This is a genomic window from Sorangium sp. So ce295, assembly GCF_051527405.1.
Lineage (GTDB): Bacteria > Myxococcota_A > Polyangia > Polyangiales > Polyangiaceae > Sorangium > Sorangium cellulosum_B.
On the sequence record NZ_CP150324.1, the window covers coordinates 4,812,479 to 4,838,065 of the forward strand.

Consider the following 25,587-nt stretch of genomic DNA (forward strand, 5'->3'; position numbering starts at 1 on the left):
CCGCGGCCCAGCGGCTCGTCTCGGGCTGATCAGTAGAGCGTGTCCTGGTGCTGCCACCGCTCCGAGATCCACGCCTTCACGTACGCGATCTCCTCCTCGTACGTCGTGAAGTCGCCGCGCCCGCTCCATTCCTCGTAGGTCCGGTAGGCCTCGCCCCACCTCGCCTCGTCCCGGCGCGCGCTCGCGTCGATGCGCGCCACGTAGCCGTCCACGATCGCCTGGATCTCGGCCTCGTCGAACGCGCCGCGCAGGACCTCGCCATAGCGGGCGCGCAGCGGATCGCCGATCGACGGCTCCTCCAGGAGGCGCTGGAAGAGGAGGTTCACGCCGAGGTACTCGACGCGATCGGAGGCCGGCTGGCGCTCCGTCTGCCACGCCTGGCCGAAGCTCGCGTTGAAGTCCCACGGCACGTAGCGGAACACGGTGTCTGCGACCGGATCGCGGTAGTGGTAGCTGTTCTTTCCGGCCGAGTCGTCGGCCATGATGAACGTGACGAAGATCCACCAGTCCTCGTAATCGCGCAGATCGATCCGTGACCCGATCTCGGCGGCGAACGCGGCGTCGTCGGACGTGGCGACGAAGCTCACGAGGTCCTCCAGGTCCGCGAACGCCTCCGGCTCGCCCTCCGGCGGCGTCCCCTCTTTCTTCTCGAAGCCGTCGTGCAGCGTCTCCTTCGGCTCGTCGTCGTGCGCGGTCAGCGCGAAGTTCGCGTCGTGGCTGACCGCCTTGTAGAGGTTGCCGTCCTGCGAGTACCCGTGGTCCTCCATGAGGTAGCCGTTGACGTGATCGGCCACGGTGTAGAGCCCTGCGTACTGCCCGTCGAGGTACACGACGGCGCTGTACGTCTTGATCTGGATGTGCTCCGGATCGAGGCGATTCCAGAGGTCGTACGCAAGGCGCTGCCGGACATAGGAGTTGTCGTCGAACGTCGTGATGAGCACGACCTTGCGGCGATCGGTGAACCCGCCGGCCTCGTCGGGCTCGTTGAACTTGTCTTCCTTGGGGAACTTGAGGGTGAAGCTGTTCTTCGGATACCCGAGCGAGCTCTCGCCGCGGAGCTCCGCCTCGGCGGTGTACGTGTGGCCGCGGTAGACCACCGTGGCCGGCGCGTACTCCTTCGCTTCGGGGGTGGGCGAGAGGAAGAGCACCGGCAGGCCGTACTCCTCGGGATAGCGGGCCGGATCGACGACAGGCACGTTCGCCGGATCGGCAAAGGCGTCGGCGACGCCGATCTTCACGCGCCCGACCTCGGACGTCTGCGCGACGCGGATCTCGATCTCGTAGACGGCGGCCTGGTCGAGCCCGGGTGAGAACGTCACCTCGCGCGCGACCGGGTCGTAGGTGGCGCCGTCGGGGAGGGGGCCGACCTCGATCGCGCCGTCCGGGAGCGCGAGTCCGGTCGCGCACGTCACGGGGAACGTCACGGTCTCGCCCTCGAGGAGCCAGTGCGGCCCGCCGCCCGACGGCTCGCAGCGTGACCCATCGGGGCCCGACGACCCTTCAGCGGGCGTCTCGCCGGAGCAGCCGGCACCTTGCAAGGATCCCAGGACCAGGGCCGTCGCCAGCGGCAGGAGAAGGCGGGGGTTGCGCATGCTGGCGATCCTAGCCGAGGGCGCGCGGCTCGGCCCCCCGGTGCTGGATGTGCGCTGGCATCCGCACGCGCGCCGACACGCGCCGCTCCGTTCTCACGTCGCCGCCGCTCGAGGACCGCCGCGGCCATCGTCGAGCCCAGCCCTTGACACACCGCCGACTGGCTATTAAACAATCGTTTGAAACGGTCGATTGACGGGAGCTCTCGCGGAGATGCGGCTCCTGAGCCGGCCGTGACGACAGGAGGCCTGGGATGACGAGGGGCGAAGCTGTGCGCAGAGCACGGAGCGCGGTGGTGTTCGTGCTCGGGGCGGTGGGGATGACGGGGTGTGGTGGCGACGGGGAGGGGCCCGCGTCGCCGGGGCCGGAGGTGACGTGGTACCGGGACATCCAGCCGCTCGTGGAGCGCTCGTGCGCCTCCTGCCATGACGGCGCGGGCGTCGGCGGTGTGGCGCTGACGGACGCGGCGACGGCGCAGCGGCTGGCCGCGCTCATGTCACTGCGGGTGAGCGCGGGGGACATGCCGCCGCCGGTGCTGGACCCGAGCTGCCGCAGCTACGAAGGCGCGGAGAGGATGAGCCTCAGCCAAGAGGAGCGCCTCCTCTTCGAGGCATGGGCGCGCGACGGCGCCCCGCTCGGCGATCCGGTCGATTCGCCGCCGCCGCGGGGCCGGGCGGACAGCATCGAGGTGCCCGACGCCACGCTCGGGATGCCCGAGGAGCACGAGGTCTCCCTCGACGACGACGGCAACGAGTACTTCTGCACGATCATCGACAATCCGTTCTCCGAGCCGGCCTGGATCACGGCGTTCGAGGCGGAGGTCGGCAATCCGGCCGTTGTGCACCACATGGCCGTGTACCGGGATCTCGGCGGCGACGCGGGCATCGGTTATGGCGTCGCGCCGGGGACGCGCGCATTTCCGTGCCGCGATCCGGTCATCGAGCTCGACTGGCAGCTGCTCCACAGCTGGGCGCCCGGCGTCGGGGTGACGCGGCTGCCGGAGGGCGCCGGGGTCCGGGTCGAGCCCGGCGAGCAGCTCGTGCTGCAGATGCACTATTTCGGGCGCAGGAACTCGGAGGCGCGCGATCGGTCCGGCTACCGCCTGGAGCTCGCGCGCGAGGCGCCTCGCGCCGAGGTCTACATGGATGTGTTCGGCCCGGTCCCGTTCACGATCCCCGCGGGCGCCGAGGCGCACACCGAGCAGAGCTCCGCCCCGAACGAGGGCCCGCCGCTGCTCGTGTACGGCGTCATGCCGCACATGCACGTGCTCGGCCGCTCCTACCGGGCCTGGATCGAGCGCGACGGCGGAGAGAACGAGTGCGCCGCGCGCGGCGAGTTCGAGTTCCACCACCAGGCGCTCTACATGTTCGATGAGCCGATGCGCTGGGGGACAGGGGATCGCTTCGTCACCGAGTGCACATGGGACAACACGGTGGACAGCGAGGGGCAGTTCTCGCTCCCGCCAGTGGACGTGCCCTGGGGGGAAGGGACGAATCAGGAGATGTGCTTCGTGATCGCTTATCTGTCGAAGGAGTGAGCTCCGGCGGGACGCGCGCTTACAGGTCCATGATCTCGACGTGATCCGACTCGGATGCCCCCTCCGTGATGCGCAAGAGGCCATCGAGCAGGTGGCCGAAGACGTCGTCGAGGCTGTCGCCGCATGGCGCGCCGAGCAGCGGCACCGAGTCCCCCCAGTCCGTGACGAGCATCGTCTCGAGCTCCTCCGGCGGCGGCCAGCGCAGGCTGAGGACCGAGCGGGTCCGGCCGCTGATCGCCAGGTCTTCGATCGGGCGGCCCGCGAGCTCGGCCCGCGCGCGGCTGAGCTCGTCGTGGAGCCTTCGCGCAGGGAGCACCACGCGCTGCCCGCCGAGCGCCCCCGCGGCGCCATGGATCGTCGCGAACTCCGCGCTCGGCCGCCCGTCCTCGAGGTGGTGCTGGATGCTGTCGCGCATCAGCGCATACACGATCCAGCGTTGCTCGATCCACCCATTCGGCCCGGAGAAGGACAGGCTCATGACAGAATTTCTAGCCTGCGCATCGTTTGAGATCAAAATAATTTGGGCCGGGCGTGCCGCTCTGGCCAGCGCGCTCAGCCCCGGGGGCCCGAGGACACGCCCGCGATCGAGCGCAGCTCCGCGGGCCCTGGCCGGGGCGCGCGCGGTCTTGTCGCCGCGCGCGAAGCGCTCGATGGCCCGCTCGAGCGCCGCCAGCGGGGAGTGGACGCAGCGCTCCAGGGCGACCCTCAGGGCTCCTGCTCGCCGTCGCTCCCGCCGAACCAGCGCTGGAGCGTCCGCCGATCGACGCCGAGCAGGGCCGCCGCCCGCTGCTTCTTGCCGCCCACGCGCCGCAGGACGACCTGCGCGTACTCGCGCTGGAGCTCGTCGAGCGTCATCAGCCGATCCGCGGCGGCATCGAGGAAATCCGGCGCGCCTCGCCGCGCGCGCACGCCCTCGGGGAGGTCGTCCGGGGAGATCCGCGCGCCGTCGCAGAGCGCCGCCGCCCGCTCGATCGCGTTCTCCAGCTCGCGGACGTTGCCGGGCCAGTCGTACGCGAGCAGGCGCTTCACCGCCGCGCCCGAGAACCCGGCGATCGGCTTGCCCGCGTGCGCGGCCGCGCGGGCCAGGAAGTGCTCGGCGAGCGGCAGGATGTCGTCCGTGCGGTGCCTGAGCGACGGGATCGCGATCTCGATCACCGCGAGCCGGTAGAAGAGGTCCTCGCGGAAGCTGCGCTCGGCGACCGCCGCGCGCAGATCGCGGTTCGTCGCCGCGATGACGCGCACGTCGACCGGCTCCGAGGACACCGCGCCGACCGGGCGGACCTCCCGCTCCTGGAGCGCCCGCAGCAGCTTCGCCTGGAGCGGGAGCGCGAGCTCGCCCACCTCGTCGAGGAACAACGTCCCGCCGTCGGCCTCCTGGAACATCCCGGGCCGGTCGCTGCGCGCGTCCGTGTACGCGCCCTTGCGCACCCCGAAGAGCTCCGCCTCGATGAGCGACTCCGGGATCGCCGCGCAGTTGACCGCCACGAACTTCCTCCCGCGACGCCGGCTCTCGCCGTGGAGCGCGCGCGCCACGAGCTCCTTGCCGCTCCCGCTCGGGCCGCTCACGAGGACCGTCGCGCGGCTGTCGGCCACGCGCCGCACGAGCGCGATCACCTCCTCGATCGCCCGGCTGCGCCCGACCATCCCGGCGATCGAGAACCGCTGCGCGACCTCCGAGCGGAGCTCGGTCAGCTCCACCGTCATCGCCCGCTGCCCGAGCGCCCGCTCCATCCGGAGCGCCATGTCCGCGGGCTGGAACGGCTTCGGCAGGTAGTCGAACGCGCCGGCGCGCATGGCGCGGACCGCGGTGTCGATCGAGCCGAACGCGGTCATGGCGATGATCGCCGTCCGGGGGTCGAAGCGCGCGATCCGCTCGATGAGCTCGATCCCGTCCATCTCGGGCATGCGCACGTCGGTCACGACGAGGTCGAACTCGCGCTCTTCGAGCAGCGGGAGCGCGAGCAGCGGCGCGGTCAGCGTCACCGGCTCGTGGCCCACGTCGCGGGCGATGTCGGCCACGAGCTTCACCATCTCGAGCTCATCGTCGACGATGAGCACCTTCGCGCGGGCGCTCACGGTCGAGCCTCCGCGCGCGCGGGCAGCGGCGCGGACACGCCGCGCGGCAGGGTGACGCGGAAGCAGGCGCCGCCGTGGTCCGTCGGGACGAGCTCGACCGAGCCGCCCGCCTCGCGCACGATCCCCTCGACGATCGCCAGGCCGAGGCCGGTGCCGCCGCGATCGCCCTTCGACGTGAAGAACGCCTCGAAGATATGCTCGGCGACCTCGGGAGGGATCCCGGGCCCGCGGTCCTCGACCTCGAGGGCCGCCTTGCGGGCGTCGACGGTCTGGAGCCGCACCGTGATCTCGCCCCCGCGAGGTTGCGCCTGCGCCGCGTTCAGGCACAGGTTGAACGCCACCTGGAACAGGTGGTCCGCGTCGAGCACCGCGTGCAGCGGCGCCCCGTCGTGCTCGAGTCGGGTCGCGATCCCGCGCTGCCGGCACTCCGGCCCGAGGAACGCGAGCACCTCGCGCGCGACCCGGGCCACGTCGCTGCCGCCGCCGAGGAGCCTCGGCGGCCGGGCGACCGAGAGCAGCCGCGCCACCACGCGGGAGATGCGCTCGGACTGCGTCGCGATCGTCTCCAGCTCGCCGCGGGCCGGCTCGGGCCACCCGGGCTGGTCGGCGAGGCGGCGGGCGCGCGCCAGGATGACGCTGAGCGGGGAGCCGATCTCGTGGCCGATCGAGGCGACCACCTGCCCGACGGCCGACAGCGCGTGCGCCTGCTGCAGCTTCCGCTCGGCGGCGGCGCGGGCGGCCTGCTCCTGCTCCAGGCGGGCGCGCGCCTCGGTGAGCGAGGCCGTCATCGCGTTGAACGCCCGCGCGAGCCGCCGGAGCTCCTCGGCGCCCGCCTCGGGCACCGTCACCTCGAGCTCCCCGCGCGCCACCCGCTCGACGCCCGCCACGATCGCGCCGGCCGGGCGCCCGACCGTCGCCCGGCTCGCGAACGCGGCGATCACCGCCACGGCGGCGAGCAGCCCGGCCCCGGCGAGCGCCAGGCCCCGGTTCGAGCTCCGCGCGAAGGCGTCGAGGTAGCGGAGCTCCCGGACGACGACGGCGACGACCGACAGACCCCGCTGCGAGAACGTGACCGTGCGGACGAGCGCCGGCCCTCCGCCGAGCGTCTGCTCCTCCTCGATCTCCGCGCCCGTCGCGAGCGCCCTGCGCGCGAGCGCCGCGAGCTCGGCCGACTCGCCGGCGATGGGATCCGTCACGAGGATCGGGCCCCCGCGCTCGTCGAACGCCGCGATCCCGAGGATGCGCTCGGCCTGCGCGAGCCGCTCGATGCGCTGCTTGAGCAGCTCGACCTGGCCGCGCTCGACGGCCCCGCCGATCGCCGCCTCGACCAGGCTCGCGTGGTGGCGCAGCTCGGCCGACGCCTGCCTGCGGAGGAACTGATGCCGCGTCGTGTGGATCGCCGCCCCGTAGAGCGCAACGGCCAGGACGATCGGCACGAGGAGCACGAGCCAGAGCTGGAGCGTCAGCCCCATCGCGCTCCGTCCCTCGTGGCTGTGCGCGTTCATGCGATCCATTGTCCCAGATGCGACACGATGTCGCATCTCAGCGGGCCTCGCAGGTTCCCTCGCGGCAGAGCTCGTCGGACCGGCAGTCGCGCGTGTCCCGGCACCGGGGCGCGCATCGACCCCCGATGCACCGGTCCTCCGCGCTGCATAGCGAGCTCGAGACGCACTCGACGCCGCGGGAGTTGATGCAGTACGCGAGTCCCCCGTCGGGGCGCTGACACTCGCTGTCGTCGGCGCAGGCCACGCCGCGCGGGTCCGGAGCGCAGCCCGCCGCCGCAGAACCGGCCGTGGCGGCGAGCGCGGCGAGCGCGGCGAGCAGGGCGAGCGGGGCGGCGTCCGTCCTTTTCTTCATGCATCGGCGGGCAGCAACTCCCGAGCCACCTGGGCACGGATGCTGCTCCGGCGTGGGCACGGGCAATGCTGCTCTCGGGCGCGAGGGCCCCGGCGCGCGACGGCCGCCCGGAGGGGCCTCCGCGCTCCGTCAAGGTGTGCTGGCGACGATTGCTGGCGGGCTGCGGGGCGCACCGACGCTCGCGTGCACGCTCGCTCTGGAAGGCGACGGTGATTCCGGAACTCCTCATCAAGCGATGTTTCCCGGTGATCCTCGGCGGGATGATCATGATCGCCGCGTACCAGCAGGCCTCCGGGATCTCGTACCTGGTGGAAGAAGCGTGGCTTTCCGGGCTGCCGCCGGCGCGACCGCAACCGCTGTCGCAGCCGCGGCCCCTCCTGGACGACGGCGATCACACGACCAGCGCGGCAGCCATCGTGGCGCGGAACCCGTTCGACTCGGTGACAGGGCCCCTCACGCCGAAGCCTGCCAGCCAGGAGGAGGACGACGACGAGGTGTCCGCCGTGGGCGGCGATCCTCTGCTGGATCCGATCTGCGAGGGCGCGCGCGTCCTCTTGATCGCCGCCTCGGAGGATCCCTCCTGGTCCTTCGCCACGATCGCGGCCGGGCGAGGGGAGCCGCTCCTGCGCCGGGAGGGCGACGCGGTCGAGGGCCGCTCGGTCGTCGCGATCGGCTGGGACCGCGTCTGGCTCGCCGAGCCGGGGGCGCGGTGTCAGCTCCGCATCGGCGACAACCGGGGCGCGCCGCGCGCGGCGCCCGCGCCGCCGCCCGCGGCGCCGCGGCCGAAGCCCGGCGCGCTCCCGCCGGAGATCGCGGCGAAGATCCGGAAGGTGAGCGACCGCGAGTTCGTGGTCGACCGGACGGCGATCGAGCTGGTCCTGGAGAAGCAGGGGGAGCTCATGCGCTCCGCGCGGATCGTACCTGCGCGGGAGGGGGAGCGCGTGGTCGGCGTCCGCCTCGCCCGCGTCGCGCCCAACTCGCTGCTGACCGCGGTCGGCCTGCGCAGGGGGGACACGATCCGCTCGATCAACGGCTTCGACATGACCGACCCGCAGAGCGCGCTTCAAGCCTACGCCCGGCTGCGCTCGGCGAACAACCTCGCGATTTCCCTCCAGCGGGGGGGAAAGGACATGACGATCGATCTCCGGATCCAGTGAGGCGCGGCTCAGGCACCGCGCGGCGTGCCATCGATGAACAGGAGATCTCCGTGAAGACAGAGGACGCGGCAAAACGGTGGCTGGAGGCGCTCGGCCCGGCGGGCGAGCGCGCGTCCTTCAGGCTGCTCGCGCCGATTATCGAGAGCCCGCGCCCGGACGAGCGGCGCGAGCCACTTCTCGACGGCCGAGCGGGCGTTAAGCTTCCTTCATGAAGCTCGGCGCACGGCTCACCACGCACGCATTCTCGGCCGGCGCCGCCGGGATCAGCTTCATCGTCCAGCCGCTGCCGGGTTCGGACCAGCTGTTCGTCATTCCAATCCAGTACCTGCTCACGGCGTCGCTCGCGAAGGAGCGACGCGCGTCCCTCTCGAAGGCCGCGTGGTCCCAGGTCCACCAGATCATCTGGGGCGGCGGCGCCCTTCGACTCGTGCTCACCATGACCCTGGGGCTGATCCCCCTGGCCGGCGCGGTGACGAACGCGATCACGGCGTTCGTTACGACCGAGTACCTCGGGCACTACGTGGACAGGGCCCTCGACAACCCGGACAAGCCGACTCCTGCCCTGTCGATCCAGGATATCCTGGACTCCATCACGTCCCTCTTCACCACGCGAGCGCGGTAGGCAAGCGCCCTGGGTGGCCTCCTCACCCTGAAGAACGACGTCGGCGTCCTGTCCGAGGAGTACCATCCGCGTGATAAGAGGCTCCTCGGGGGCTTCCCGCAGGCGCTCTCGCACGTCGCGCTGGTGAACGCGGCGCGTCGGCGATCGGCCTGGCGCTGGCGGTGGCCGGCCACGCGCGCGGCTGGCCCCGCGCGCGCGGCGCCACGCGCGCCCGCAGACCGCCGGACAGGAGCACCGTCCCGGCGTAGGCGGTCGCGCCGATCATTTTCATCGCGGGCATGCTCTCGCCGGTGATGGGGGCCTCGTTGATCGTGCCCTGGCCCTCGACGATGACGCCGTCCATCGGGATGCGCCTGCCCCGGGATCTCTCGTTGCGCCACGATACCTCCCTTGACGAGGGTGCGCAGCAGGGGACGCACCGCGCGCCCCACGAGAGGGGAGACCAGCGCGCCGGCGGCGACGCTCGACAGGACAACAACCAGCTTCGGTGCAGCAAGATGCAGCAACATCAGGGAGCGCTTCCTTCGGCAGGCAGCCGCTCACCAGAACAGCGCCGTTCGGCTTGACAAGGAGTAGCCGTCACCGCTCATTCCGCAAGCCGTGCACAGAAGGTGCGTTTCCCATCTTCATCATCGCCCTACCCCTGAGAGAATCCGGGTTCTACAGCCTGTCCAGCGCGTCAACGGGCGAGCGCCCTGCTCATGGGGTGGAGGACGCCTCCCCGCCCGACGGCGAGCGGCGTATCACCGAGAAGCTGCCGTCCGTCTCCAGGATGATCGCCTCCACCTCTGCCAGCGACATGAGCCCGTGCTCGCGCGCAGCCGCGAGGATCTCGGCCTCGACGACGCGCTCCTGCTTGAGCGCGCCCGGGAGCATCTCTCCGCGGTGTACGAGCAGCGTCGGCTCGGCCTTGACCATCCGGCTCACCGCCTTCGACCGGACCGAGAGCCAGGTGATCAGGAGCTGGAGCGAGACGAGCAGCGCGAACGCGAGCACGCCATCGAGGAGCGCCACGTCCTTCGAGAGCATCACGGTCGCGAGCGTCGAGCCGAGCGCGATGGTGATGACCAGGTCGAAGGCGTTCATCTTCGAGAGCACGCGTTTCCCGGAGACCCGGAGGAGCACGACCAGCGCCACGTAGGCGAGGCCGCCGACCAGCACGATCCGACCCAGGCTGTTCCAGTTGCTGAAGAACACGCGACATGCTCCGTGATCCATGGGGCGGCAGCCTGCAGCGCAGCTCCACCGCGACGCTTATCGGAGGGAGAGAACCCGGCGCGGCCGGACCCGTCCTGAGCGGACCGGGCGTGGCCGCGTGACGTCAACCACATCCATAGACCCGACGGTCGGACCGTGAAAGTCCAGGGATGGCCGAGAGAGCCGATGTGGCTGGATTGCAAGGTCACACCGCGGCTCTGCAGCTGCCGCCCCTCCTGCGCTGGCAGCAACGATACCCTTGATCGGCGGGAGGTGCCCTGCGGCCTCGGTCGGACGGCGGGCGGCCGGACGCGCGCCGGACCGCTGCAGCCTGGTTCGATGTCGCCGCCCGGCACGCGAGCTTCCGCGCCGCGACGGAGCGCGCGCTCCGCGACGCAGCGTCCGGCATGCAGGCGCTCGCGGCCGGTCCGTACCGTGGATCGAGCCGCGTGTCCGCTGCCGTGCGGGAGTTTCGGGCGGAGGCGGCGCGCCTTCACCCCGCGGACCGCGTACCCGCGTCCGACCAGCAGATCCTGATCGCGCTGCGCGCTGCCGAGCGGGCGCTCGTCGCGTTGTATACTGCGCTCGCCCGTGAAGAATGAGCCTCTCCCGGGCGCAGCAGAGCGGCGGAATGTCCGCTTTCCCCTTTTCACAACAATGACCGGAGCGGCGCCCGGTCCGACCAGCCCCTAGAGCGACAAACGGGTTGAAACCCCGAGAGAAAGCGGGAATTCACAGGGAGGCGGGGAGGCGGGGAGCGAGAGACGGCAAGAGTGAGAGATTCATTTTTTTTCTTCCTCCCCGCCTCCTCGCCTCCCTGTGAAAAATTCTCCAGATTTCAACGTGATCGGTTCTAGGGCGTGTCGCGGCAGAGATCGCTGGAGCGACAGGCGACGACCCGCCCGAGGGTATCGAACGGATTGCCGCACTCCTCGTTGCGGATCCCCTCCAGACACTCGTTCAGCTCCTCGGCGTCAATGCCGCCCGGGCACTCGGTGAAGTTGAGATCGTCGCGCCACTCGGATCGGATCTCGTTCGAGCACGCATCCTTGCTCGAGTACTCCCGGTCTTGTCCGATGTTGTTGCACCGCGCCTCGCGTTCGCACCTCGCTGCCACGATGCTATCCACAGCGCTGCCGACCGGCACCGGCGCTTCGCGCCGGGCGCCGTCCGGGGCTCGCGCCCCCTGAGAGCCGTCCTCTCCGCCACACGCCACAAACAGGCTCATCCCCGAAGCCAGGATCAGGCCCACCACCGGTCTCCCAACGATCATCTGCATGGTTCCCCCTCTCTCGCTCTCTCTTTCTCGTCACATGTCACATCAGCGATGGAGCGCAGCGGCCGGTGCGGCTCAGCGCTCCTCGACCACGACATCGATGTTGCCCTCGACCCGGAGCACGTCGACCTCGACGCTGTCGCCTCCAGCCCTGCGGAGGTCCAGGTCGACGCGGCCGTCTGCCACGGTGAGCCCGCGCACCTCATGAGCTCGCATCGCGCTCCGTTGCGTACGCTTGACGCGCCTTACGTACCTTGCGATTGCCGTGCCGCGAGAGCGCGGCTAGGGAGTGGCTCGGCAGAGATCACTGGAGCGGCAGGCGACGATCCGGCCGAGGGTATCGAACGGATTGTTGCAGTCGTCGTTGCGGATCTCCTGCAAGCACTCGTTCAGCTCCTTGGAATCGATGCCGCCCGGGCACTCGACGAAGTTGAGCTCGTCGCGCCACTCGGCTCGGATCCTGGTGGCGCAGGCTTCCTTGCTCGCATACTCGCGGCCTTGGCCGACGTTGTTGCACCGCGCCTCGCGGTCGCACCGCGCCGCGACGATGCTATCGACCGCGCTGGCGACCGCCGTCCGCGCCTGGACCTGGGAGCCCTCCGGGGGGCGCGTCGTCCCGAGCGCCCTTTCTTCTCGATCACATCCCGTCGCGAGCAGGGTCGCCGCCGCCGCGAGGACCAGGCCTACCACCGATGTCCCATGGTTCGTTCGCATCATCTCTTCCTCCCCAACCAGCCCGATCGCGCAGATCGGGCGCTGTCCAGCGCGCGGCGAACGCGCGATGGTGGTGCCTCTCGGCCGGCGTACATCCACGTCGATGGCGACATCCCGGATTGGACGGCGTCATCGGGCCGCGCCATCGCGATCCAGGCGGGCGCCAGCAGGGCACGCCGGCCGTGGCGAGCGCGTCACTTGCTACCGCGGCGCGGGCGGCTGGACGCCGAGCCGCTGCACGAGTTGCCCCATCGCCCTGGCCGCCTCTTCTTCTGTGAGCTGTCCGTCGTTGTTGGTATCGGCCATGGTGAATGCCACCTTGGCCGGCCCCTGGAGCGCTGCCTGGAACTCCTGCGACGTCAGGCGCCCGTTCCGGTCGCCGTCGGCTGCCTCGAACGCCGACCGGCCCAGCGCCCGCGCGCCCTCCCACGCCACGCCGTTGGCCTCGGCGCGCGAGAGGATTCCGTCGCGGTCCTGATCGGCCGCGCGGTACAGATCCTCGACCGCGCCGCGGGCCGCGTCGCGCGCCTCGGCGATGGCGAGCGGCTTACCGTAGTCGACGTCGAACAGCCGGGCCAGCGTCGCGAAGGGGCTCTTGCCGGTCGTCTTGCGCGCCTCCTGGAAGAGCGCGGCGGCCGCGGGGTTCTGGTCCATGAACTCCGCTCGCACCTTCCGGCCCTCCTCGGGCGTCACCACCCCGTCGCCGTTCTCGTCGGCGCGAAAGAAGAAGCCGCCGACCACGACGTTCGTCAGGCCGAGCGCTTCGTCCTTCGAGAGCGCCCGGTCCCCGTTCGCGTCCGCCAGCGCGATGAGGCGGGTCATGGTGGCCTCGATCTCGGCCTCGGGGCGGCAGGACAGCACGCCGCCGACCACGACGTCGGGCGGAGGAGCCTGCCGCGCTGCGCCCTCCGGAGGCGCTTGCGTGCCTCGCTGCTGCTGTTGCGCCGGAGGCTCCTTCTGCAGGTTCTCACCGAGGGCCTCTCCGCGCGGCTCATCGGTTCGACAGCCGGCGACGGCCACCATCAGAACCGTCCCCGACCAGAGCATCCGCGTGCTGGTTCTTCGCAACATGCCCCGACATCTTGCGATTGGCGTGCCTCTGCCGACGCCGAGCTCGGCCATTGCACGCCAGGGACACCGCGGAACGCTTCGCCGGCAGGGATCGGCCGGCGCGAGACGCCGGGCCGGCGACGCCGCCGCAGGCTCGATATGCGCTGCGGCAGGCGCCTCGGTGCCCCGCAAGGGAACGCCGCGCCCGTCCAGCGACGGGCAAGCCTGCAAGCGACGGTGCTCCCGGAGCGGCGCCGGGCACGGCCGAGCGCCGTCACCGTCATGCGCACTCGTGAGCTGGACTCGAGAGCCCCGGCGCACGCCCGCCGCACGCCAGGCCGGCACGAGCGCGCCCTCGGTGGCTTGACGTGCGACCCCGCCGGCGGAATAGGCGTGTGCAGAGGCGCAGCGGCGCGCCCGCGGAGCCGATATGGTGGAGCGGAAACCGGCTTCGGACGCCGACAGGCTCGGGCAGGCGCGATCGAGCGCTATCGCCGCGGTCGCGATCGTGGCGGTGAGCGGGCTGCTCCTCTGGGTGCTCGGGGCCGTGTTCGACGTGGTCTTCCTCGTCTTCGCGGCGCTCCTCCTGGCCATCGTTCTGCGCGGCATCGGGGACTGGCTGAGCCGCCATTCCCCTCTATCGAGCGGCTGGGCGCTGGCCGTCACCGTCGCCGCGCTCGCCGCCGCCGTCACGGCGGGCGCCTGGCTCATCGCGCCGTCGCTCGCGGCGCAGGTGGACGAGCTCGCGCTGCGCTTGCCCCAGGCGGCGCGCCGCGCGGCCGAGCACGCCGGGCGGTACGCCTGGGGCCGTGAGCTCGCCGAGCGCCTCTCGGACGTGCAGGTTCTCCCGCACGCGCGGCAGGCCCTCCTCGGCGCAACACGCCTGCTCTCGACCACGCTCGGCGCCCTTGCGGGCGCGGTGGTCGTCCTGTTCCTGGGCCTCTTCCTCGCGGCCGAGCCCGCGGCCTACCGCAAGGGCCTGCTCCGCCTCGTCCCCGTCGCGCGGCGGGCCCAGGCGTCGACGGTGCTCGATGACATGGGGCACCTCCTCCGCCGATGGCTGCTCGGGAGGCTGCTCTCCATGGCCGTCGTGGGCGTCATGACCTGGATCGGCCTCGCGCTCCTCGGCATCCACCTGGCGCTGACGCTCGCGATCCTGGCGGCGGTGCTGACGTTCGTTCCTTATGTCGGACCGGCGCTCTCGGCCGTCCCCGCCGCGCTGCTCGGCCTGCTGCAAGGCCCGGCCATGGCAGGCTACGTGATCGCGCTCTACCTGGGCATCCAGGTCGTCGAGAGCTACCTGATCACGCCGCTCATCCAGCGGAGCACGGTGTCGCTGCCGCCGGGGCTCATCCTGGTGACGCAGGTGCTGATGGGCACGCTGACCGGCGGTCTCGGCGTCGTCCTCGCCACGCCGATCCTGGTCGTCCTCGTCGTGCTCGCGAAGCGGGTCTACGTCGAGGGCGTGCTGGGCGACACCACGGTGAACCAGGGGGAGGATGCGCCGGTCCCGGGGCTCCCCGAGCAGCGGTAGAGAGACGCCATGAGCGCCAGCGCCGCGCCTCCCGGCGAGAGCCCCTCTGCGTGGGCGCAGGCCGTCGACAAGGTGCATCACCTGGCCGCCGACCTGATCGCCTCGCTGCCCAGCATCGGGATCGCGCTCGCCGTGTTCGCGGCCTTCTACGTCGCCGGCAAGCTGCTCAGGACCACGATCCGGCGCATCGCGATGACGCGGCGCCGGAACCAGAACCTCGGGCTGGTCCTCGGGCGGCTGACCCAGGGGGCGATGTTCATCCTCGGCGCCCTCGTCGGCTGCGTCATCGTCTTCCCGAACTTCACGCCGGCCTCGCTCCTCCAGTTCCTCGGCATCGGATCGGTCGCGATCGGCTTCGCGTTCCGCGACGTGCTCCAGAACTACCTCGCGGGCATCCTCCTCCTCCTGACCGAGCCGTTCCGCATCGGCGACCAGATCCGCTTCGGCAGCTACGAGGGCACGGTCGAGGAGATCCAGACCCGCGCGACGCTCCTCAAGACGTACGACGGCCGGCGCGTCGTGATCCCGAACTCGGAGCTGTTCACGAACTCGGTGGTGGTCAACACGGCCTTCGAGGTGCGCAGGCTCGAATACGACGTGGGCATCGGCTACGGCGACGACGTCGAGCGCGCCAAGGCGCTCATCCTGGAGGCGCTCCGGAGCGTGGACGGCGTGCTCCCGGAGCCAGCGCCCGACGTGCTGGCCATGGAGCTCGCCGCGAGCTCGGTGAACCTGCGCGTCCGCTGGTGGATCAGGCCTCCCCGCCAGCACGACGCGCTCGACGCGCGCGATCGGGTGCTCGTCGCCATCAAGCGGGCGCTCACCGACGCCGGCGTGGATCTGCCTTTCCCGACCACGCAGGTGCTCTTCCACGACCAGACCGAGGAGACCGACGGCGATCGCTCCCGCCAGCGCGAGGGGTGGCCCGCCGGCAAGGGCCCGGTGCCGCGGCCCCGCGGCGTGGCCCGGGCGCAGGAGCCGCGAGACGCGGCTCCGCCGGGCCGGGGAGAGCGGCGCGATACCGACGGGGGCGCGCCTTGACCAGCGTCTTCCGGTCGACGTTGGCTCACCCGTCCTCCTTTCCTTTCACCTCCTCCGCGCGCTCGGGTTCGCTGCGCAGGCGCTGCACGGAAGGCCCGTACTCGTCGACCCGCGTTCGGGGCGCCCGCACGCCGCTGCGGTACGCCGCTCGCGCGAGGATGTGCGCGCCGAGGGGCGCGGTCACGGCCACGAAGAGCAGCGCCAGCGCCGCCTTCGTCACGCTCGAGAGCTCCCTGAAGTGCAGCGCGAGCGCGGCGAGCAGGAACGCGAGCCCCAGCGTCGCGGCCTTGGTCGGCGCGTGGATGCGCGCATAGAAGTCCGGCAGGCGCAGGACGCCGAGCGACGCCACGAACATGAAGAACGTCCCCGCCACGGCGGCGGCGATCTCGAGCGCGCTAGCGAGCAAGGGAGCCCTCCAGGTAGGCGGCCAGCGAGATGGTGCCGATGAACCCGAACAGCACGGTCACCAGCACCATGTCGATGAACGCGTCCGTGGCGAGCAGCATCGACGCCACGAGCGCCACGCCGACGACATTCATCAACAGGCAATCGAACGCGAGCAGTCGATCGAAGTTCGTCGGCCCGCGCGCGACGCGGATCGTGCAGAGCCCGATGCCGACGCCGAGCACGAAGAGCGACGCGAAGAGGACGGCGGACCGCGGATCGACGCTCCCCATGTCATTCCTCCAGCGATGGCGGCAGCCCGCGGCCTGCGGCGCGCTGGATCAGACGGACGAACCGGCGCAGCCGGTCGCGCAGCTCCGCGGGATCGCGCGCGTAGAGCGAGTGGACGTAGAGCGCCTGCTCCTCCAGGCCCACGTCGACCGTCAGCGTGCCCGGGGTCAGGGAGATGAGGCTGGCGAGGAGGATCGTCTGCACGGGGCTCAGGGCGCGCACATCGAGGCGGACGAACGCCGGATGGAACACGGGCCGCGGGCGGAGGATGTCGCGCGCGAGCGTGAGGTTCGAGAGGACGAGCTCCTTGACGAAGCTCCAGGCCAGGGCGAGCACGCCCGCCGCAGCGCGCGCGTAGAAGCTCCTGCCGAGCGCTCGCTCGGTGAGCGCAATCGCGCCGAAGCCGACGAGGAAGCCCACGACCAGGCGCCCCAGGGAGAACTCCACCTGGAGCAGGACCCAGACGATCGCGAGGAGCAGGTTCAACGCGAGGTGGTTCATCGGCTCATCGTCGCTCCCTGAGGACCGCGTCCACGTACGGCGTCACCTCCAGGAGCGCGGTCGCGGTCTGCTCGAGGTGCGCGAAGAGCGGCGCCGCCGCGAGGCCCAGGATCACGGTCAGCGCGCCGAGGCCGAGCGTCGCGCCCAGCATGCCCCGGTCGCGGCCGGTGCGAGGCATGTGCAGGCAGGTGGGCGCTCCCCAGAAGACGGCCGTCCATATCTTGAGCATCGACGCGAGCGTGAGGAGACCGACGACGAGCGATACCGTGGTGGCGACGACGGCTCCGGCCCGGAAGCCAGCGACGACGAGGAGCAGCTTGCCCCAGAACCCGCTGAGCGGGGGCAGTCCGGCCAGCGACAGGGCAGGGACGAGGAAGCCCGCGGCCACCCACGGGTGGGTGCGCGCGAGCCCGCGGGCATGGCCGAGCGCCCCAGGCCCGCCGATGCCCTCCACGACGCCTCCTGCGAAGACGAGCGCTGTCTTCGCGACCATGTTGTGGAGCGTATGGAACAGCCCCGCTGCCACCGCGACGGGGCTGAACAGCGCTAGCCCGAAGATCATGTAGCCGACCTGGCTCACGATATGGAACGACAGGATGCCGCGCACCGTGCTTCGCCCGAGCGCCCCCACGACCCCGATGACCATCGTGACGGCGGCGATCACCAGGAGCGCTGGGCGGAGCGCGCCGGGCGCGGCGTCGCCCAGGAGCGGGACGGCGCGGAACAGCGTGTAGACGCCCACCTTGGTGAGGAGCCCGGCGAAGAGGCCGTTCACCACGGCCGACGCCTCCGGGTACGCGTCGGGCAGCCAGAAGAACACCGGCGCCAGGGCCGCCTTGACCATGAAGACGACGAGCACCAGCGCCCCCGCGCTCCAGAAGGCGGAGGGCAGGCCCCCCTGGCGGACGCGCACCGCGAGCTCGGCCATGTTCACGGTGCCGGCCGTACCGTAGACCGCGCCGACGCCGCCGAGGAGCGCCGCGCTGGCGACGAGGTTGATCACCACATACGCGAGCGCATGCCGCTGCGCTTCCGCCCGGGTGCCCAGCGCGAGCAGCGCGAAGGACGACAGGAGCATGAGCTCGAAGAACACGAAGAGATTGAAGAGATCGCCGGTCACGAGGGAGCCGTCGACCCCCGCCATCATGAGCTGCTGGAGCGGATAGAAATACCGCCGCTCGCGCGCGCCGCGCAGCGATCCGGGCGCGTAGGCGAGCGCGGCCAGGGCGACGATCGACGCGAACAGCAGCATGAGGGCGGAGAGCGCGTCCGCCACCCACACGATGCCGACGCGCGGGCTCCAGCTCCCGATGGCGAGCACGAGGATCGCGCCGCGGGCCGTCCGGGCGGTGATCGAGAGAGCGGTCGTGAAGAGGAGGGCGCCGCTGGCGAGCGACAGCCACCGCTCCAGCCGAGGCCGCCCGGAGAACAGCGCCAGGAGCACCGCGGTGAACAGGGGCAGCAGCACCGGGACCGCCACGATCGCGGCGTTCATGCGTCGTCCCTCCCGGACGGCTCATCGCCCCCCTTCCTCCGGTGGATGTCGACGGCCATCGCGAGCAGGAAGGCGGCCATCCCGAAGCCGATCACGATCGCCGTGAGGATGAACGCCTGCGCGAGCGGATCGGCCGTGGGGCGGGCGAGGGCGGCGGCCGGCTCGTCCTCCGGGATCAGCGGCGGGGCCGCGCCCGTGGGCATCCCCGAGGCGGTCAGCACGAAGAGGTTCACGCCGTTGGACAGCAGGAAGAAGCCGATCGCCACGAGCTGCACGTCGCGGGACAGCATGAGATACAGACCCGCAGCGAGGAGCACCCCGGCGGCGATCGCGGCGGCTCCGATCACGGCGGCGCCTCCGCGGCGAAGGCGTCGAGCACCTGGATCGCAGCGCCTACCACCGTGAGATAGACCCCGACGTCGAAGAGCAGCGTCGTCGAGAGGCGGAGCGCGGGCGCCTCGGCGGCGCCGATCGGCACGTGGTAATGGGTCAAGAAGCTCTGGCCGCGCGCGACGGCTGGCAGCCCCGACGCCGCGGCGACGAGCAGGCCGATCCAGGGCATCCGGCAAGCGAGCGGGGGGAGCGCGGCCCGCACGGTGCCCGCGCCGAAGGCCAGGGCCGCCAGGACGAAGGCGATGGTCGTGACGAGCCCGGCGATGAAGCCGCCTCCCGGCGCGTCGTGCCCGCGGAGCAGCAGGAAGAGGGCGAAGACGACGATCAACGGGAGCACCCCGGTGGCGACGTAGCTCAGGAAGGGCGATCGCATGATCCGGACCCCCCTGGCCTGGACGCCGGCGCCGGCTCGCGCCGCGGGCGCAGCGCCGCCACGCCGAGCGCGGCGACGGCGAGCACCGTGATCTCGCCGAGCGTATCGGCGCCCCGGAAATCCACGAGGATGACGTTGACGACGTTCCTTCCGTGGGCCTCGGGGAGCGACAGCGCGCGCTGATCCGCTCCGGCAGGGGCGCTCGGAGGATGGACACCGGTGTCCCAGGCGAGGCTCGCCGCGAGGGCCGCCACGGCGCCGGCCACGGCGGCGTGGGCGATCCGCACCCCTCGAGGCCGCGCGTCGGGAGCGAGCCTGGGGAGCCTGCGAAAGACGAGCAGGAGCAGGATGAGAGAGACCGTCTCGACCAGGATCTGCGTGAGCACGAGGTCGGGCGCGCGGAAGAGGATGTAGAAGACCGCGACGCCGTACCCCGCGACCGCCATGGTCACGATCCTGGCGACGCGGCTCGTCCCGAAGGGCGTCAGCGCGGCGCCGGCGACGATCATGAACGCCGGGAGGCAGGCGACCCCGAGATCGGGGCCCCACGTCCCCGTGGCGCCGCGCCCATCCCCCAGCGCGGCGGCGGCGCACGACGCCGCGGCGGCGAAGAGGAGCATCACCGCCAGGTGACGTGGCAGTCCCCCGGCCTGTACGGCTCGCCCGGCCCAGCCCGAGAGGCGGAGGACGACCCCGGAGATGCGGTCGGAGAGGATCTGCGTCTCCGGCTCGCTGGGGGGCTCCGCGTGCCGCCTCCAGAGCAGATAACCGCCTGCCCCCAGCGCGATCGTGATCAAGCTGAGGGCGAAGAGGGCGTCCGCGTGGTGCCACACGGCCAGCCACCCCAGCCGCTCGGCTCCGGGCTCGAGCAGAGAACCCAGCCGCCCGGGAGCCACGCCGCCGATCACCTGCGGGGCGAGCAGGAGGAGGGGGACGACCAGCAGCCATGGCGAGAGCTGGTGTCTCGGATGGCCGCGATCTTCGGGCGGAATGTCGGGGCCCCAGAACGAGCCGACGAAGAGCTTGAGCGCATAGGCGACCGCGAGGGCCCCGCCCACGACGGCCGCCACGACCGCGACCACGCCGGCCGGGGAGCGATCGGTGAGCAGCGCCTCGAAGAGGACCTCCTTGCTGATGAAGCCGAACACGAAGGGAAAGCCCGCCATGGCAGCGGCGCCGAACCCGATCAAGACCCCGGCGACCGGCTCGCGCCGGAACCAGTGCTCCCGCTTCAGCACCGAAAGATCGCGTGTCCCCGTCACCTTCTCCATCCAGCCGACGAGCAAGAACAGAGAGGACTTGTACAGCGCGTGGTTCGCGATATTCAGCAGCTCACCGCGCGTCCCCGCCCTCGCATAGAGGCCGTAGAGCGCGGTCAGCACGCCGAGGTACGCCACCGTGCTGTAAGCGAGGAGCTTCTTCAGGTCCCAGGCCCGGACGGCGTCCCATCCGGCCACGACGAAGGTGGTGAGCCCCACGGTGACGAGGACGGGTTGCCAGACGGGGGACGCATGAAATACCGGGAACAGGCGGCCTATCAAGAAGATGCCGCCCTTCACCATCGTGGCGGAGTGAAGATACGCGCTGACGGGCGCGGGCGCGGCCATGGCGCCCGGGAGCCAGAAATGGAACGGGAACTGCGCCGATTTGCTGAATGCCCCCACGAGCAGGAGGAGGAGCGCGGGGACATGGGCCGGGTGCGCCACGATCTCACCCGCGCGCGGGGCGAGCTCGGACAGGTTGTAAGTGCCGGCCAGCTGCCCGAGCAACACCACGCCGGCGAGCATCGCGAGGCCCCCTGCGCCCGTGACCAGGAACGCGCGGACCGCGCCGCTCCGCGCCTCCGGATCGGTGAAGTCCATCCCGATGAGCAGAGCGGACGCGATGGTGGTCAGCTCCCAGAAGACGTAGAGGAGCACGAGCGAGTCCGAGAGGACGACCCCGATCATGGCCCCCATGAACGCGAGGAGCGTCGCCCAGTAGGCGGGTTTGCCCTTCGGTCCGAGGTATGCACGGCTGTACTGGACGACGCCGAGGCCCACGCCCGCGACGAGCAGCACGAAGAAAGAGCCGAGGCGGTCCAGGCGCAAATTCGCGGTGATCCCGACGGAGGGGAGCCACTCGACGGGGATCGTCGTCGATGCACCCCCGGACACCTCGGACCAGCGCGGAAGCATGAGGAACAGCACGATCACAGGGGGGAGGAGCGCGACGCGTCCAGCCCACCGCGGCGAGAGAAACAGCACGAGCGCCGCGCCCAGGAAGGGAGTAGCGATCGTCCATGCGAGGGTCGGTAGCATGCGAGAACCCTTGTTGCCGAACGGGGTAGGCCCCCCCTGGCACGTGGCTACGCTCTGCCCTGCATGCCGCCATGGGCTCTCCGATCTCCGCGCGCGCTCCGCGCAGACCATCGCGCCCGCGGGCGTCGGCGCCGCATGCGTTGCGCCGCGGGCTCGCTGCGCGAGCTCGAGGCTTCTGCCGGCGCATAGGTCGCGGGCACGCACACGGCGCTGCACGGCAGGCTCGGCTGGAGGATGGCGCGCCAGACGGGCGCGCGCCACGGGCGACCTTGCGACGGATCGCGAGCGAGGATCAGGAGATCGACCTGCTCTCGCCAGGCCAGGCGGAGCAGCTCGGCGGCTGGATGTCGGGTGACAATCTCGATCTGTGAGGTCGGCCCGTCGAGCGAGCCCGGTTCAACCGTGCTGCGAGCCCAGGCCAGGGGCCTGTCGCGGTAGGGATGCACGACGCCCCGGGTCGCCGCGGCCGACACGACCCGCGTCCAGAAGCTCACGGGGCCGAGCTCCCGGTGAAAGGTCGCGACGAGCGCTTCGAGCGGCCCCGCGCCGTCGAGCTCGGTGAGCCAGCCCAGAGCGGCTCGAGAAGAGTCAGAGGGATCGAGCGCCACCAGGACGCGCAAGCCCCGCTCGCCTTGCAGCCAATCGACCAGGCGATCGGAGCCCTCGGTGACCAGCACCGGGACGGGCGAGCTCCGGAGTATTCTCTCGACGCTGTCCCCGAACAGCCTCTCGAGCCGTTTCCCGGGGCGGCGCGAGATCACCATCAGGCGGGCTCGGCAGGCGCTCGCGATCTCGGCGAGCCAGACGTGCCGGAGCCCGGCGACGAGCCGCGCTTCGACCCGCGCTCCAAGCTGCCGCAGCGCTGCAGTCTGCCGATCGAGCATCTCGCGCTCCGGATCGAGCAGCGCGTCCTCTTCGTGGCCCATCAGGAATTCAGAGCCGAGCTCGTCGACGACGTGGACGAGATGCAGCTCCTCGCCGAGCCGCTGGGCGAGGGACGCAGCGGCCCGCCCAGCTTGCTGTGCGGCTGGAGAGAAGTCGGTGTCGCAGACGATTGGCATGGACTACGGTGGAGCAGCGAAAGGTGTGCCTGCCTGTGCGGCGTGCGACGACTGCGCGCTCGGTTGCTGGTCGAGCGACCGCGCAGCCGCCTCGCCCGCCCCGACCGGTCGCGCGCGGCGTCCCGCTACCGCTCGTCGAGCAGGGCGGACGGGCCCTGGAGCTCCTCGAGCGTCCGGCTCAGCGCCTCGAGCTCCGTGGCGGCCTCGTGGAAGCGACGCTCGCCGAGCAGGCGCAGGTAGCTCGCGAAGGCGTCGTTGGCCCGCTGCTCCAGCCCGTCGGTCACGCCGGGCTCACCCGGCGCCTCGGGCACGCCGGGCAGGCCCGCCGCGGCCGCCGCCGGGGGCGCTCCGCCGTCGACGAGCCCGCGCAGCGCCGCGTCGAGCGAGCTCGCGTAGCTCATCCGGTCGCCGTGCATCACCACCACCACGCGGAGCTCCGGATACGCCGCCGTGTCCGCCTGGAGGAAGATGGGCTCGACATAGAGGAGCGTGTCCTCGACGGGGATGACCAGCGCGTTGCCGCGGATCACCTTCTGACCCCGCTGGCTCCAGAGCGAGAGCTGCGCCGACAGCACCGGATCCTGGTCGATCTTGGTATCCATCTGCTGGGTGCCGAGGACACGCGTCTCCTTGGGGAACTTGTACGCGAGCATGCGCCCGTAGTTGTCGCCGTCGGACATGCCGGCGATCCAGCCGATGAGCACCTGCCGGTTCTTCGGCGTGAACGGCAGGATCAGGGTGAACTCGGGTCGCCCGTCGCCCGGCGGCTTCCACATCACATAATAGGGCTCAACCGGCTGGACCTCCTCGTAATACTTCTCGGTCGCGCGCGTCCAGAGATCCTCCTGGTTGTAGAACACCTCGGGATCTCTCATGTGGTACTTCGCGTAGACGAGCCCTTGCGCGAGGAGGAAATCCTCCGGATAACGCACGTGCGCGCGGAGCTCCGCCGGCATCTCCTCGCGCGGCAGGAGCAGGCCGGGGAAGATGCGGCTGTAGACCTGGATGATCGGATCCTCCGGCTCGAAGACGTAAAGCCGCACCGAGCCGTCGTAGGCGTCGACCACCGCCTTGACCGAGTTGCGCACGTAGTTCGCGTGGCGGAGGTGATGCGTGAACCCCGCCCGCCCGCCCGCGTCGCCCAGCGCGCGCTCCCCGCTCATCCCGGTGTCTTCAGCGGAGAAGAAGCTCTCGCTGTAAGGGTAATAGCTCGACGTGGTGTACGCATCGACGATCCAGTGGAGCCGCCCGCCGGCGACGACGATGTACGGATCGCGATCGAGCGCCAGGAAGGGGGCGATCGCCCCCACGCGCTCGCGGACCTCGCGGCGGAACATCACCCGGCTGTCGTCCGTGGGGATGCCGGACACGAGGAAGCTCGTGCCGCCGAGCTTCCACCCGAAGAGGAGCTTTCGGAAGAAGCCGTCGAGCGCGATCCCGCCGGTGCCCGCGTAGCGCGTGTAGACGTTCTCCGAGCCGCTCGGATGGTCGAACTCCGGCTCCCTGGAGTTGGCCACCACGTAGCCGTGGGTTGTCTCTCCGTAATAGATCTCGGGGCGCTCGACCGCGAGCTCGGGGGAGACGGAGACGGGCGGGATGTCCTTCACGAGCAGGTTCGGCTGCCCGTCGTGCGTGAAGTCGTGCGCCGAGGCCATCGCGACGCCGTGACCGTGCGTGTACTTGAAGCGACGGTTGACGAAGGTCTGGTGCTCGCTCGGCAGGTTCTCTACGCTGAGCTCGCGCGGGGCGAGCATGACCTGCCGGTAGCGGTCGCCCACCGTGTAGCGATCGATGTCGATGCCGGGCATGTCGTAATAGAGTCGGATCGCCTGGAACTGATGGAACACGGCGTCGAGCGCGCGCGCGTCCCAGAGGCGCACCTCGGACAGGAGGTCCTGGTTGTTCGCCAGGGTCTCGCGGGTGAGCCGGTCGGAGACGGGGAACTCGGTGGCTTCGACGTCGTGGAGGCGGAACCCCGCGCGGGTGAACGCGATGTTGTGGGCGAGGTAGGGGCGCTCGAGCGCGAGCTCGTTGGGCACCACCTTGAGCCACTGGAAGAGCAGCGGGAGCACGAACATGCCGAGCGCCCACGGCGCTGCGACGAGGAGCGCCGGCAACGCGGCGAGCCCCGCCGCGGTGCGCCGGCCCGGCCCGCGCTCGCCGGCGGCGAGGCGATAGAGGGCGCGCTGCACGGGCGGGAGGAAGAGCGCGAGCCCCACGAGCGCCGCGATGACGGCGACGATCCGGGTCGCGGGCAGGCGCACGTGGACGTCGGTCCAGCCCGGGCCCACGACCACGCCCCACTCCGAGTACATGAGGCGATAGGCCGCCAGCCAGCGCCCCCAGGCCACGACGAGCGCGAGCGCGCCGAGAGAGAAGAAGAGCGCGCGGTACCGTGCGGCGCCGGCCGGCGCGGCGTCCGCGGCGGAGCCCGCGACGGCCGGCGCCACGGCGGAGCCCGCGACGGCCTGCGCCGCGGCGTGCTCCGCAGGAGGCTCCGCGGCGTGCTCCGCAGGAGGCACCGCGGCGTGATCCGGGGCGGGATAACGACCCCTCCGCCTCACAGGTACGAGGCCCGCGTCGACCGCCGCCCCGGCGAGCGCGAAGAGCGCGAGGGCCCACAGCAGGAAGTAAACCGCATCGTAAAACGGCAACGAGAACAGGTAGAACGAGGTGCTGCGGCCGAGGATGGGGTCGCGCAGCTCCGTGGGCGCGCGCTCGAGGAAGCGCAGGATCACCGCCCAGCCGAAGAAGCCCCAGATGGCGCCGAGCGCCGCGCCGAGCAGCGTCGGGGTGCGCCGCGCGCCGCGCGACCGCGCGGGGCGGGTCAGCAGGAAGACGACGAGCCCGCCGAGCGCTGCGGCGACGAGCGCCGAGATCAACCGGGCCAGCGTCACCTTCCAGAAGCGCGCGGTGTAACCGAGCTCGGCGAACCAGAGGTACTCGCCCCAGAAGCTCAGGAACCCGAAGAACGCGAGCGTGGCTACCACGAGCAGCGCTCCCGCCGTGACGGGCAGGCGCCTGTGCATCCACATCCCCCGCGTGATCAGGGCTGCTCCGGCGCCGAGCAGCACCACGATGACGAGAACATACATTCGATGCCTCCCTCGAGCAGGGCCCCGCGCGGGGCGCGACGGC

The 25,587-nt window shown here is 71.3% G+C and carries 26 protein-coding genes and 2 pseudogenes; 8 read left to right on the top strand and 20 right to left on the bottom strand.

Annotated elements, in window-relative coordinates; genetic code table 11:
• Nucleotides 1-29: 29 nt before the first annotated feature.
• Nucleotides 30-1,592 (bottom strand): CotH kinase family protein, encoded by a 1,563-nt coding sequence (locus tag WMF11_RS18145; RefSeq protein ID WP_437978346.1) that lies wholly within the window; start codon nucleotides 1,590-1,592, stop codon nucleotides 30-32.
• A 251-nt stretch (nucleotides 1,593-1,843) separates the two neighbouring features.
• On the opposite strand from WMF11_RS18145, the gene WMF11_RS18150 reads away from it, so the two are divergent.
• Nucleotides 1,844-3,127 carry a hypothetical protein gene (locus WMF11_RS18150; RefSeq protein WP_437909647.1) on the top strand — a complete coding sequence of 428 codons (1,284 nt, stop codon included), beginning with the start codon at nucleotides 1,844-1,846 and terminating at the stop codon, nucleotides 3,125-3,127.
• A gap of 19 nt (nucleotides 3,128-3,146) precedes the next feature.
• On the opposite strand, the gene WMF11_RS18155 is transcribed toward WMF11_RS18150, so the two are convergent.
• The 4 genes from WMF11_RS18155 to WMF11_RS18170 all read right to left on the bottom strand — a co-directional run bounded on the left by WMF11_RS18155 (nucleotide 3,147) and on the right by WMF11_RS18170 (nucleotide 7,060).
• Complete coding sequence (locus tag WMF11_RS18155) at nucleotides 3,147-3,605, bottom strand: hypothetical protein (RefSeq protein WP_437978347.1); 459 nt, start codon at nucleotides 3,603-3,605, stop codon at nucleotides 3,147-3,149.
• Between the two features lie 227 nt (nucleotides 3,606-3,832).
• Entirely contained in the window at nucleotides 3,833-5,203 is a 1,371-nt protein-coding gene (locus tag WMF11_RS18160) for a sigma-54-dependent transcriptional regulator (protein ID WP_437909648.1), read from the bottom strand.
• Nucleotides 5,200-6,708: an ATP-binding protein gene (locus WMF11_RS18165; RefSeq protein WP_437909649.1), complete on the bottom strand. Its 1,509-nt coding sequence runs from the start codon at nucleotides 6,706-6,708 to the stop codon at nucleotides 5,200-5,202. Before WMF11_RS18165 ends, WMF11_RS18160 begins: the two co-directional genes overlap by 4 nt.
• Before the next feature lie 37 nt (nucleotides 6,709-6,745).
• Nucleotides 6,746-7,060 carry a hypothetical protein gene (locus WMF11_RS18170; protein ID WP_437978348.1) on the bottom strand — a complete coding sequence of 105 codons (315 nt, stop codon included), beginning with the start codon at nucleotides 7,058-7,060 and terminating at the stop codon, nucleotides 6,746-6,748.
• 209 nt (nucleotides 7,061-7,269) lie between these two features.
• On the opposite strand from WMF11_RS18170, the gene gspC reads away from it, so the two are divergent.
• The 4 genes and pseudogenes from gspC to WMF11_RS18190 all read left to right on the top strand — a co-directional run.
• Nucleotides 7,270-8,217, top strand: coding sequence for a type II secretion system protein GspC (gene gspC / locus WMF11_RS18175; protein WP_437909651.1), 948 nt, complete (start codon nucleotides 7,270-7,272; stop codon nucleotides 8,215-8,217).
• Between the two features lie 50 nt (nucleotides 8,218-8,267).
• Nucleotides 8,268-8,429: a hypothetical protein gene (locus tag WMF11_RS18180; protein WP_437978349.1), complete on the top strand. Its 162-nt coding sequence runs from the start codon at nucleotides 8,268-8,270 to the stop codon at nucleotides 8,427-8,429.
• Complete coding sequence (locus WMF11_RS18185) at nucleotides 8,426-8,839, top strand: hypothetical protein (protein WP_437978350.1); 414 nt, start codon at nucleotides 8,426-8,428, stop codon at nucleotides 8,837-8,839. Before WMF11_RS18180 ends, WMF11_RS18185 begins: the two co-directional genes overlap by 4 nt.
• Nucleotides 8,840-8,857: 18 nt before the next feature.
• Nucleotides 8,858-8,980, top strand: a pseudogene (locus tag WMF11_RS18190) (glycoside hydrolase family 15 protein); the annotation flags it as partial.
• Nucleotides 8,981-9,050: 70 nt separating this feature from the next.
• On the opposite strand, the pseudogene WMF11_RS18195 reads toward WMF11_RS18190, so the two are convergent.
• Together WMF11_RS18195 and WMF11_RS18200 are read right to left on the bottom strand one after the other, a co-directional pair.
• A pseudogene (locus WMF11_RS18195) lies at nucleotides 9,051-9,335 on the bottom strand (hypothetical protein); the annotation flags it as partial.
• 203 nt (nucleotides 9,336-9,538) lie between these two features.
• Nucleotides 9,539-10,036: a DUF421 domain-containing protein gene (locus tag WMF11_RS18200; protein ID WP_437979319.1), complete on the bottom strand. Its 498-nt coding sequence runs from the start codon at nucleotides 10,034-10,036 to the stop codon at nucleotides 9,539-9,541.
• 407 nt (nucleotides 10,037-10,443) lie between these two features.
• Here WMF11_RS18200 and WMF11_RS18205 point away from each other — a divergent pair, with 407 nt between their 5' ends.
• A complete protein-coding gene (locus tag WMF11_RS18205; protein ID WP_437978351.1) occupies nucleotides 10,444-10,638 on the top strand; it encodes a hypothetical protein in 195 nt (64 codons plus the stop codon).
• Nucleotides 10,639-10,889: 251 nt separating this feature from the next.
• Here the strand turns inward: WMF11_RS18205 and WMF11_RS18210 are convergent, their stop codons facing one another.
• The 4 genes from WMF11_RS18210 to WMF11_RS18225 all read right to left on the bottom strand — a co-directional run bounded on the left by WMF11_RS18210 (nucleotide 10,890) and on the right by WMF11_RS18225 (nucleotide 13,097).
• Nucleotides 10,890-11,315, bottom strand: a complete 426-nt coding sequence (locus WMF11_RS18210) for a DUF6184 family natural product biosynthesis lipoprotein (protein ID WP_437978352.1) — start codon at nucleotides 11,313-11,315, stop codon at nucleotides 10,890-10,892.
• 72 nt (nucleotides 11,316-11,387) lie between these two features.
• Nucleotides 11,388-11,528, bottom strand: a complete 141-nt coding sequence (locus WMF11_RS18215) for a hypothetical protein (protein WP_437978353.1) — start codon at nucleotides 11,526-11,528, stop codon at nucleotides 11,388-11,390.
• A gap of 66 nt (nucleotides 11,529-11,594) precedes the next feature.
• Nucleotides 11,595-12,029, bottom strand: a complete 435-nt coding sequence (locus WMF11_RS18220) for a DUF6184 family natural product biosynthesis lipoprotein (RefSeq protein ID WP_437909655.1) — start codon at nucleotides 12,027-12,029, stop codon at nucleotides 11,595-11,597.
• Between the two features lie 198 nt (nucleotides 12,030-12,227).
• Nucleotides 12,228-13,097, bottom strand: a complete 870-nt coding sequence (locus WMF11_RS18225) for a hypothetical protein (RefSeq protein WP_437978354.1) — start codon at nucleotides 13,095-13,097, stop codon at nucleotides 12,228-12,230.
• A gap of 409 nt (nucleotides 13,098-13,506) precedes the next feature.
• On the opposite strand from WMF11_RS18225, the gene WMF11_RS18230 reads away from it, so the two are divergent.
• A complete protein-coding gene (locus tag WMF11_RS18230; RefSeq protein ID WP_437978355.1) occupies nucleotides 13,507-14,610 on the top strand; it encodes an AI-2E family transporter in 1,104 nt (367 codons plus the stop codon).
• 9 nt (nucleotides 14,611-14,619) lie between these two features.
• A complete protein-coding gene (locus WMF11_RS18235; protein ID WP_437978356.1) occupies nucleotides 14,620-15,651 on the top strand; it encodes a mechanosensitive ion channel family protein in 1,032 nt (343 codons plus the stop codon).
• Between the two features lie 25 nt (nucleotides 15,652-15,676).
• Here the strand turns inward: WMF11_RS18235 and mnhG are convergent, their stop codons facing one another.
• The 9 genes from mnhG to WMF11_RS18280 all read right to left on the bottom strand — a co-directional run bounded on the left by mnhG (nucleotide 15,677) and on the right by WMF11_RS18280 (nucleotide 25,544).
• Complete coding sequence (mnhG, locus tag WMF11_RS18240) at nucleotides 15,677-16,057, bottom strand: monovalent cation/H(+) antiporter subunit G (protein WP_437978357.1); 381 nt, start codon at nucleotides 16,055-16,057, stop codon at nucleotides 15,677-15,679.
• Nucleotides 16,047-16,328, bottom strand: coding sequence for a monovalent cation/H+ antiporter complex subunit F (locus WMF11_RS18245; protein ID WP_437978358.1), 282 nt, complete (start codon nucleotides 16,326-16,328; stop codon nucleotides 16,047-16,049). Before WMF11_RS18245 ends, mnhG begins: the two co-directional genes overlap by 11 nt.
• A gap of 1 nt (nucleotide 16,329) precedes the next feature.
• A complete protein-coding gene (locus WMF11_RS18250; RefSeq protein WP_437978359.1) occupies nucleotides 16,330-16,827 on the bottom strand; it encodes a Na+/H+ antiporter subunit E in 498 nt (165 codons plus the stop codon).
• A gap of 4 nt (nucleotides 16,828-16,831) precedes the next feature.
• Nucleotides 16,832-18,322: a proton-conducting transporter transmembrane domain-containing protein gene (locus tag WMF11_RS18255; protein ID WP_437978360.1), complete on the bottom strand. Its 1,491-nt coding sequence runs from the start codon at nucleotides 18,320-18,322 to the stop codon at nucleotides 16,832-16,834.
• On the bottom strand, nucleotides 18,319-18,669 hold the full coding sequence (locus WMF11_RS18260) for a sodium:proton antiporter (protein ID WP_437978361.1): 351 nt from the start codon (nucleotides 18,667-18,669) through the stop codon (nucleotides 18,319-18,321). The genes WMF11_RS18255 and WMF11_RS18260 overlap by 4 nt, the downstream gene beginning before the upstream one ends.
• The gene (locus tag WMF11_RS18265; protein ID WP_437909662.1) at nucleotides 18,666-19,088 is read right to left on the bottom strand and encodes an MnhB domain-containing protein; all 423 of its coding nucleotides are present in this window, start codon (nucleotides 19,086-19,088) and stop codon (nucleotides 18,666-18,668) included. Before WMF11_RS18265 ends, WMF11_RS18260 begins: the two co-directional genes overlap by 4 nt.
• Nucleotides 19,070-21,388: a hydrogen gas-evolving membrane-bound hydrogenase subunit E gene (gene mbhE / locus WMF11_RS18270; RefSeq protein WP_437978362.1), complete on the bottom strand. Its 2,319-nt coding sequence runs from the start codon at nucleotides 21,386-21,388 to the stop codon at nucleotides 19,070-19,072. Before mbhE ends, WMF11_RS18265 begins: the two co-directional genes overlap by 19 nt.
• Before the next feature lie 47 nt (nucleotides 21,389-21,435).
• Nucleotides 21,436-22,449 (bottom strand): universal stress protein, encoded by a 1,014-nt coding sequence (locus WMF11_RS18275; RefSeq protein WP_437978363.1) that lies wholly within the window; start codon nucleotides 22,447-22,449, stop codon nucleotides 21,436-21,438.
• Nucleotides 22,450-22,574: 125 nt separating this feature from the next.
• Nucleotides 22,575-25,544 carry a UPF0182 family protein gene (locus WMF11_RS18280; protein WP_437978364.1) on the bottom strand — a complete coding sequence of 990 codons (2,970 nt, stop codon included), beginning with the start codon at nucleotides 25,542-25,544 and terminating at the stop codon, nucleotides 22,575-22,577.
• Nucleotides 25,545-25,587: the final 43 nt, after the last annotated feature.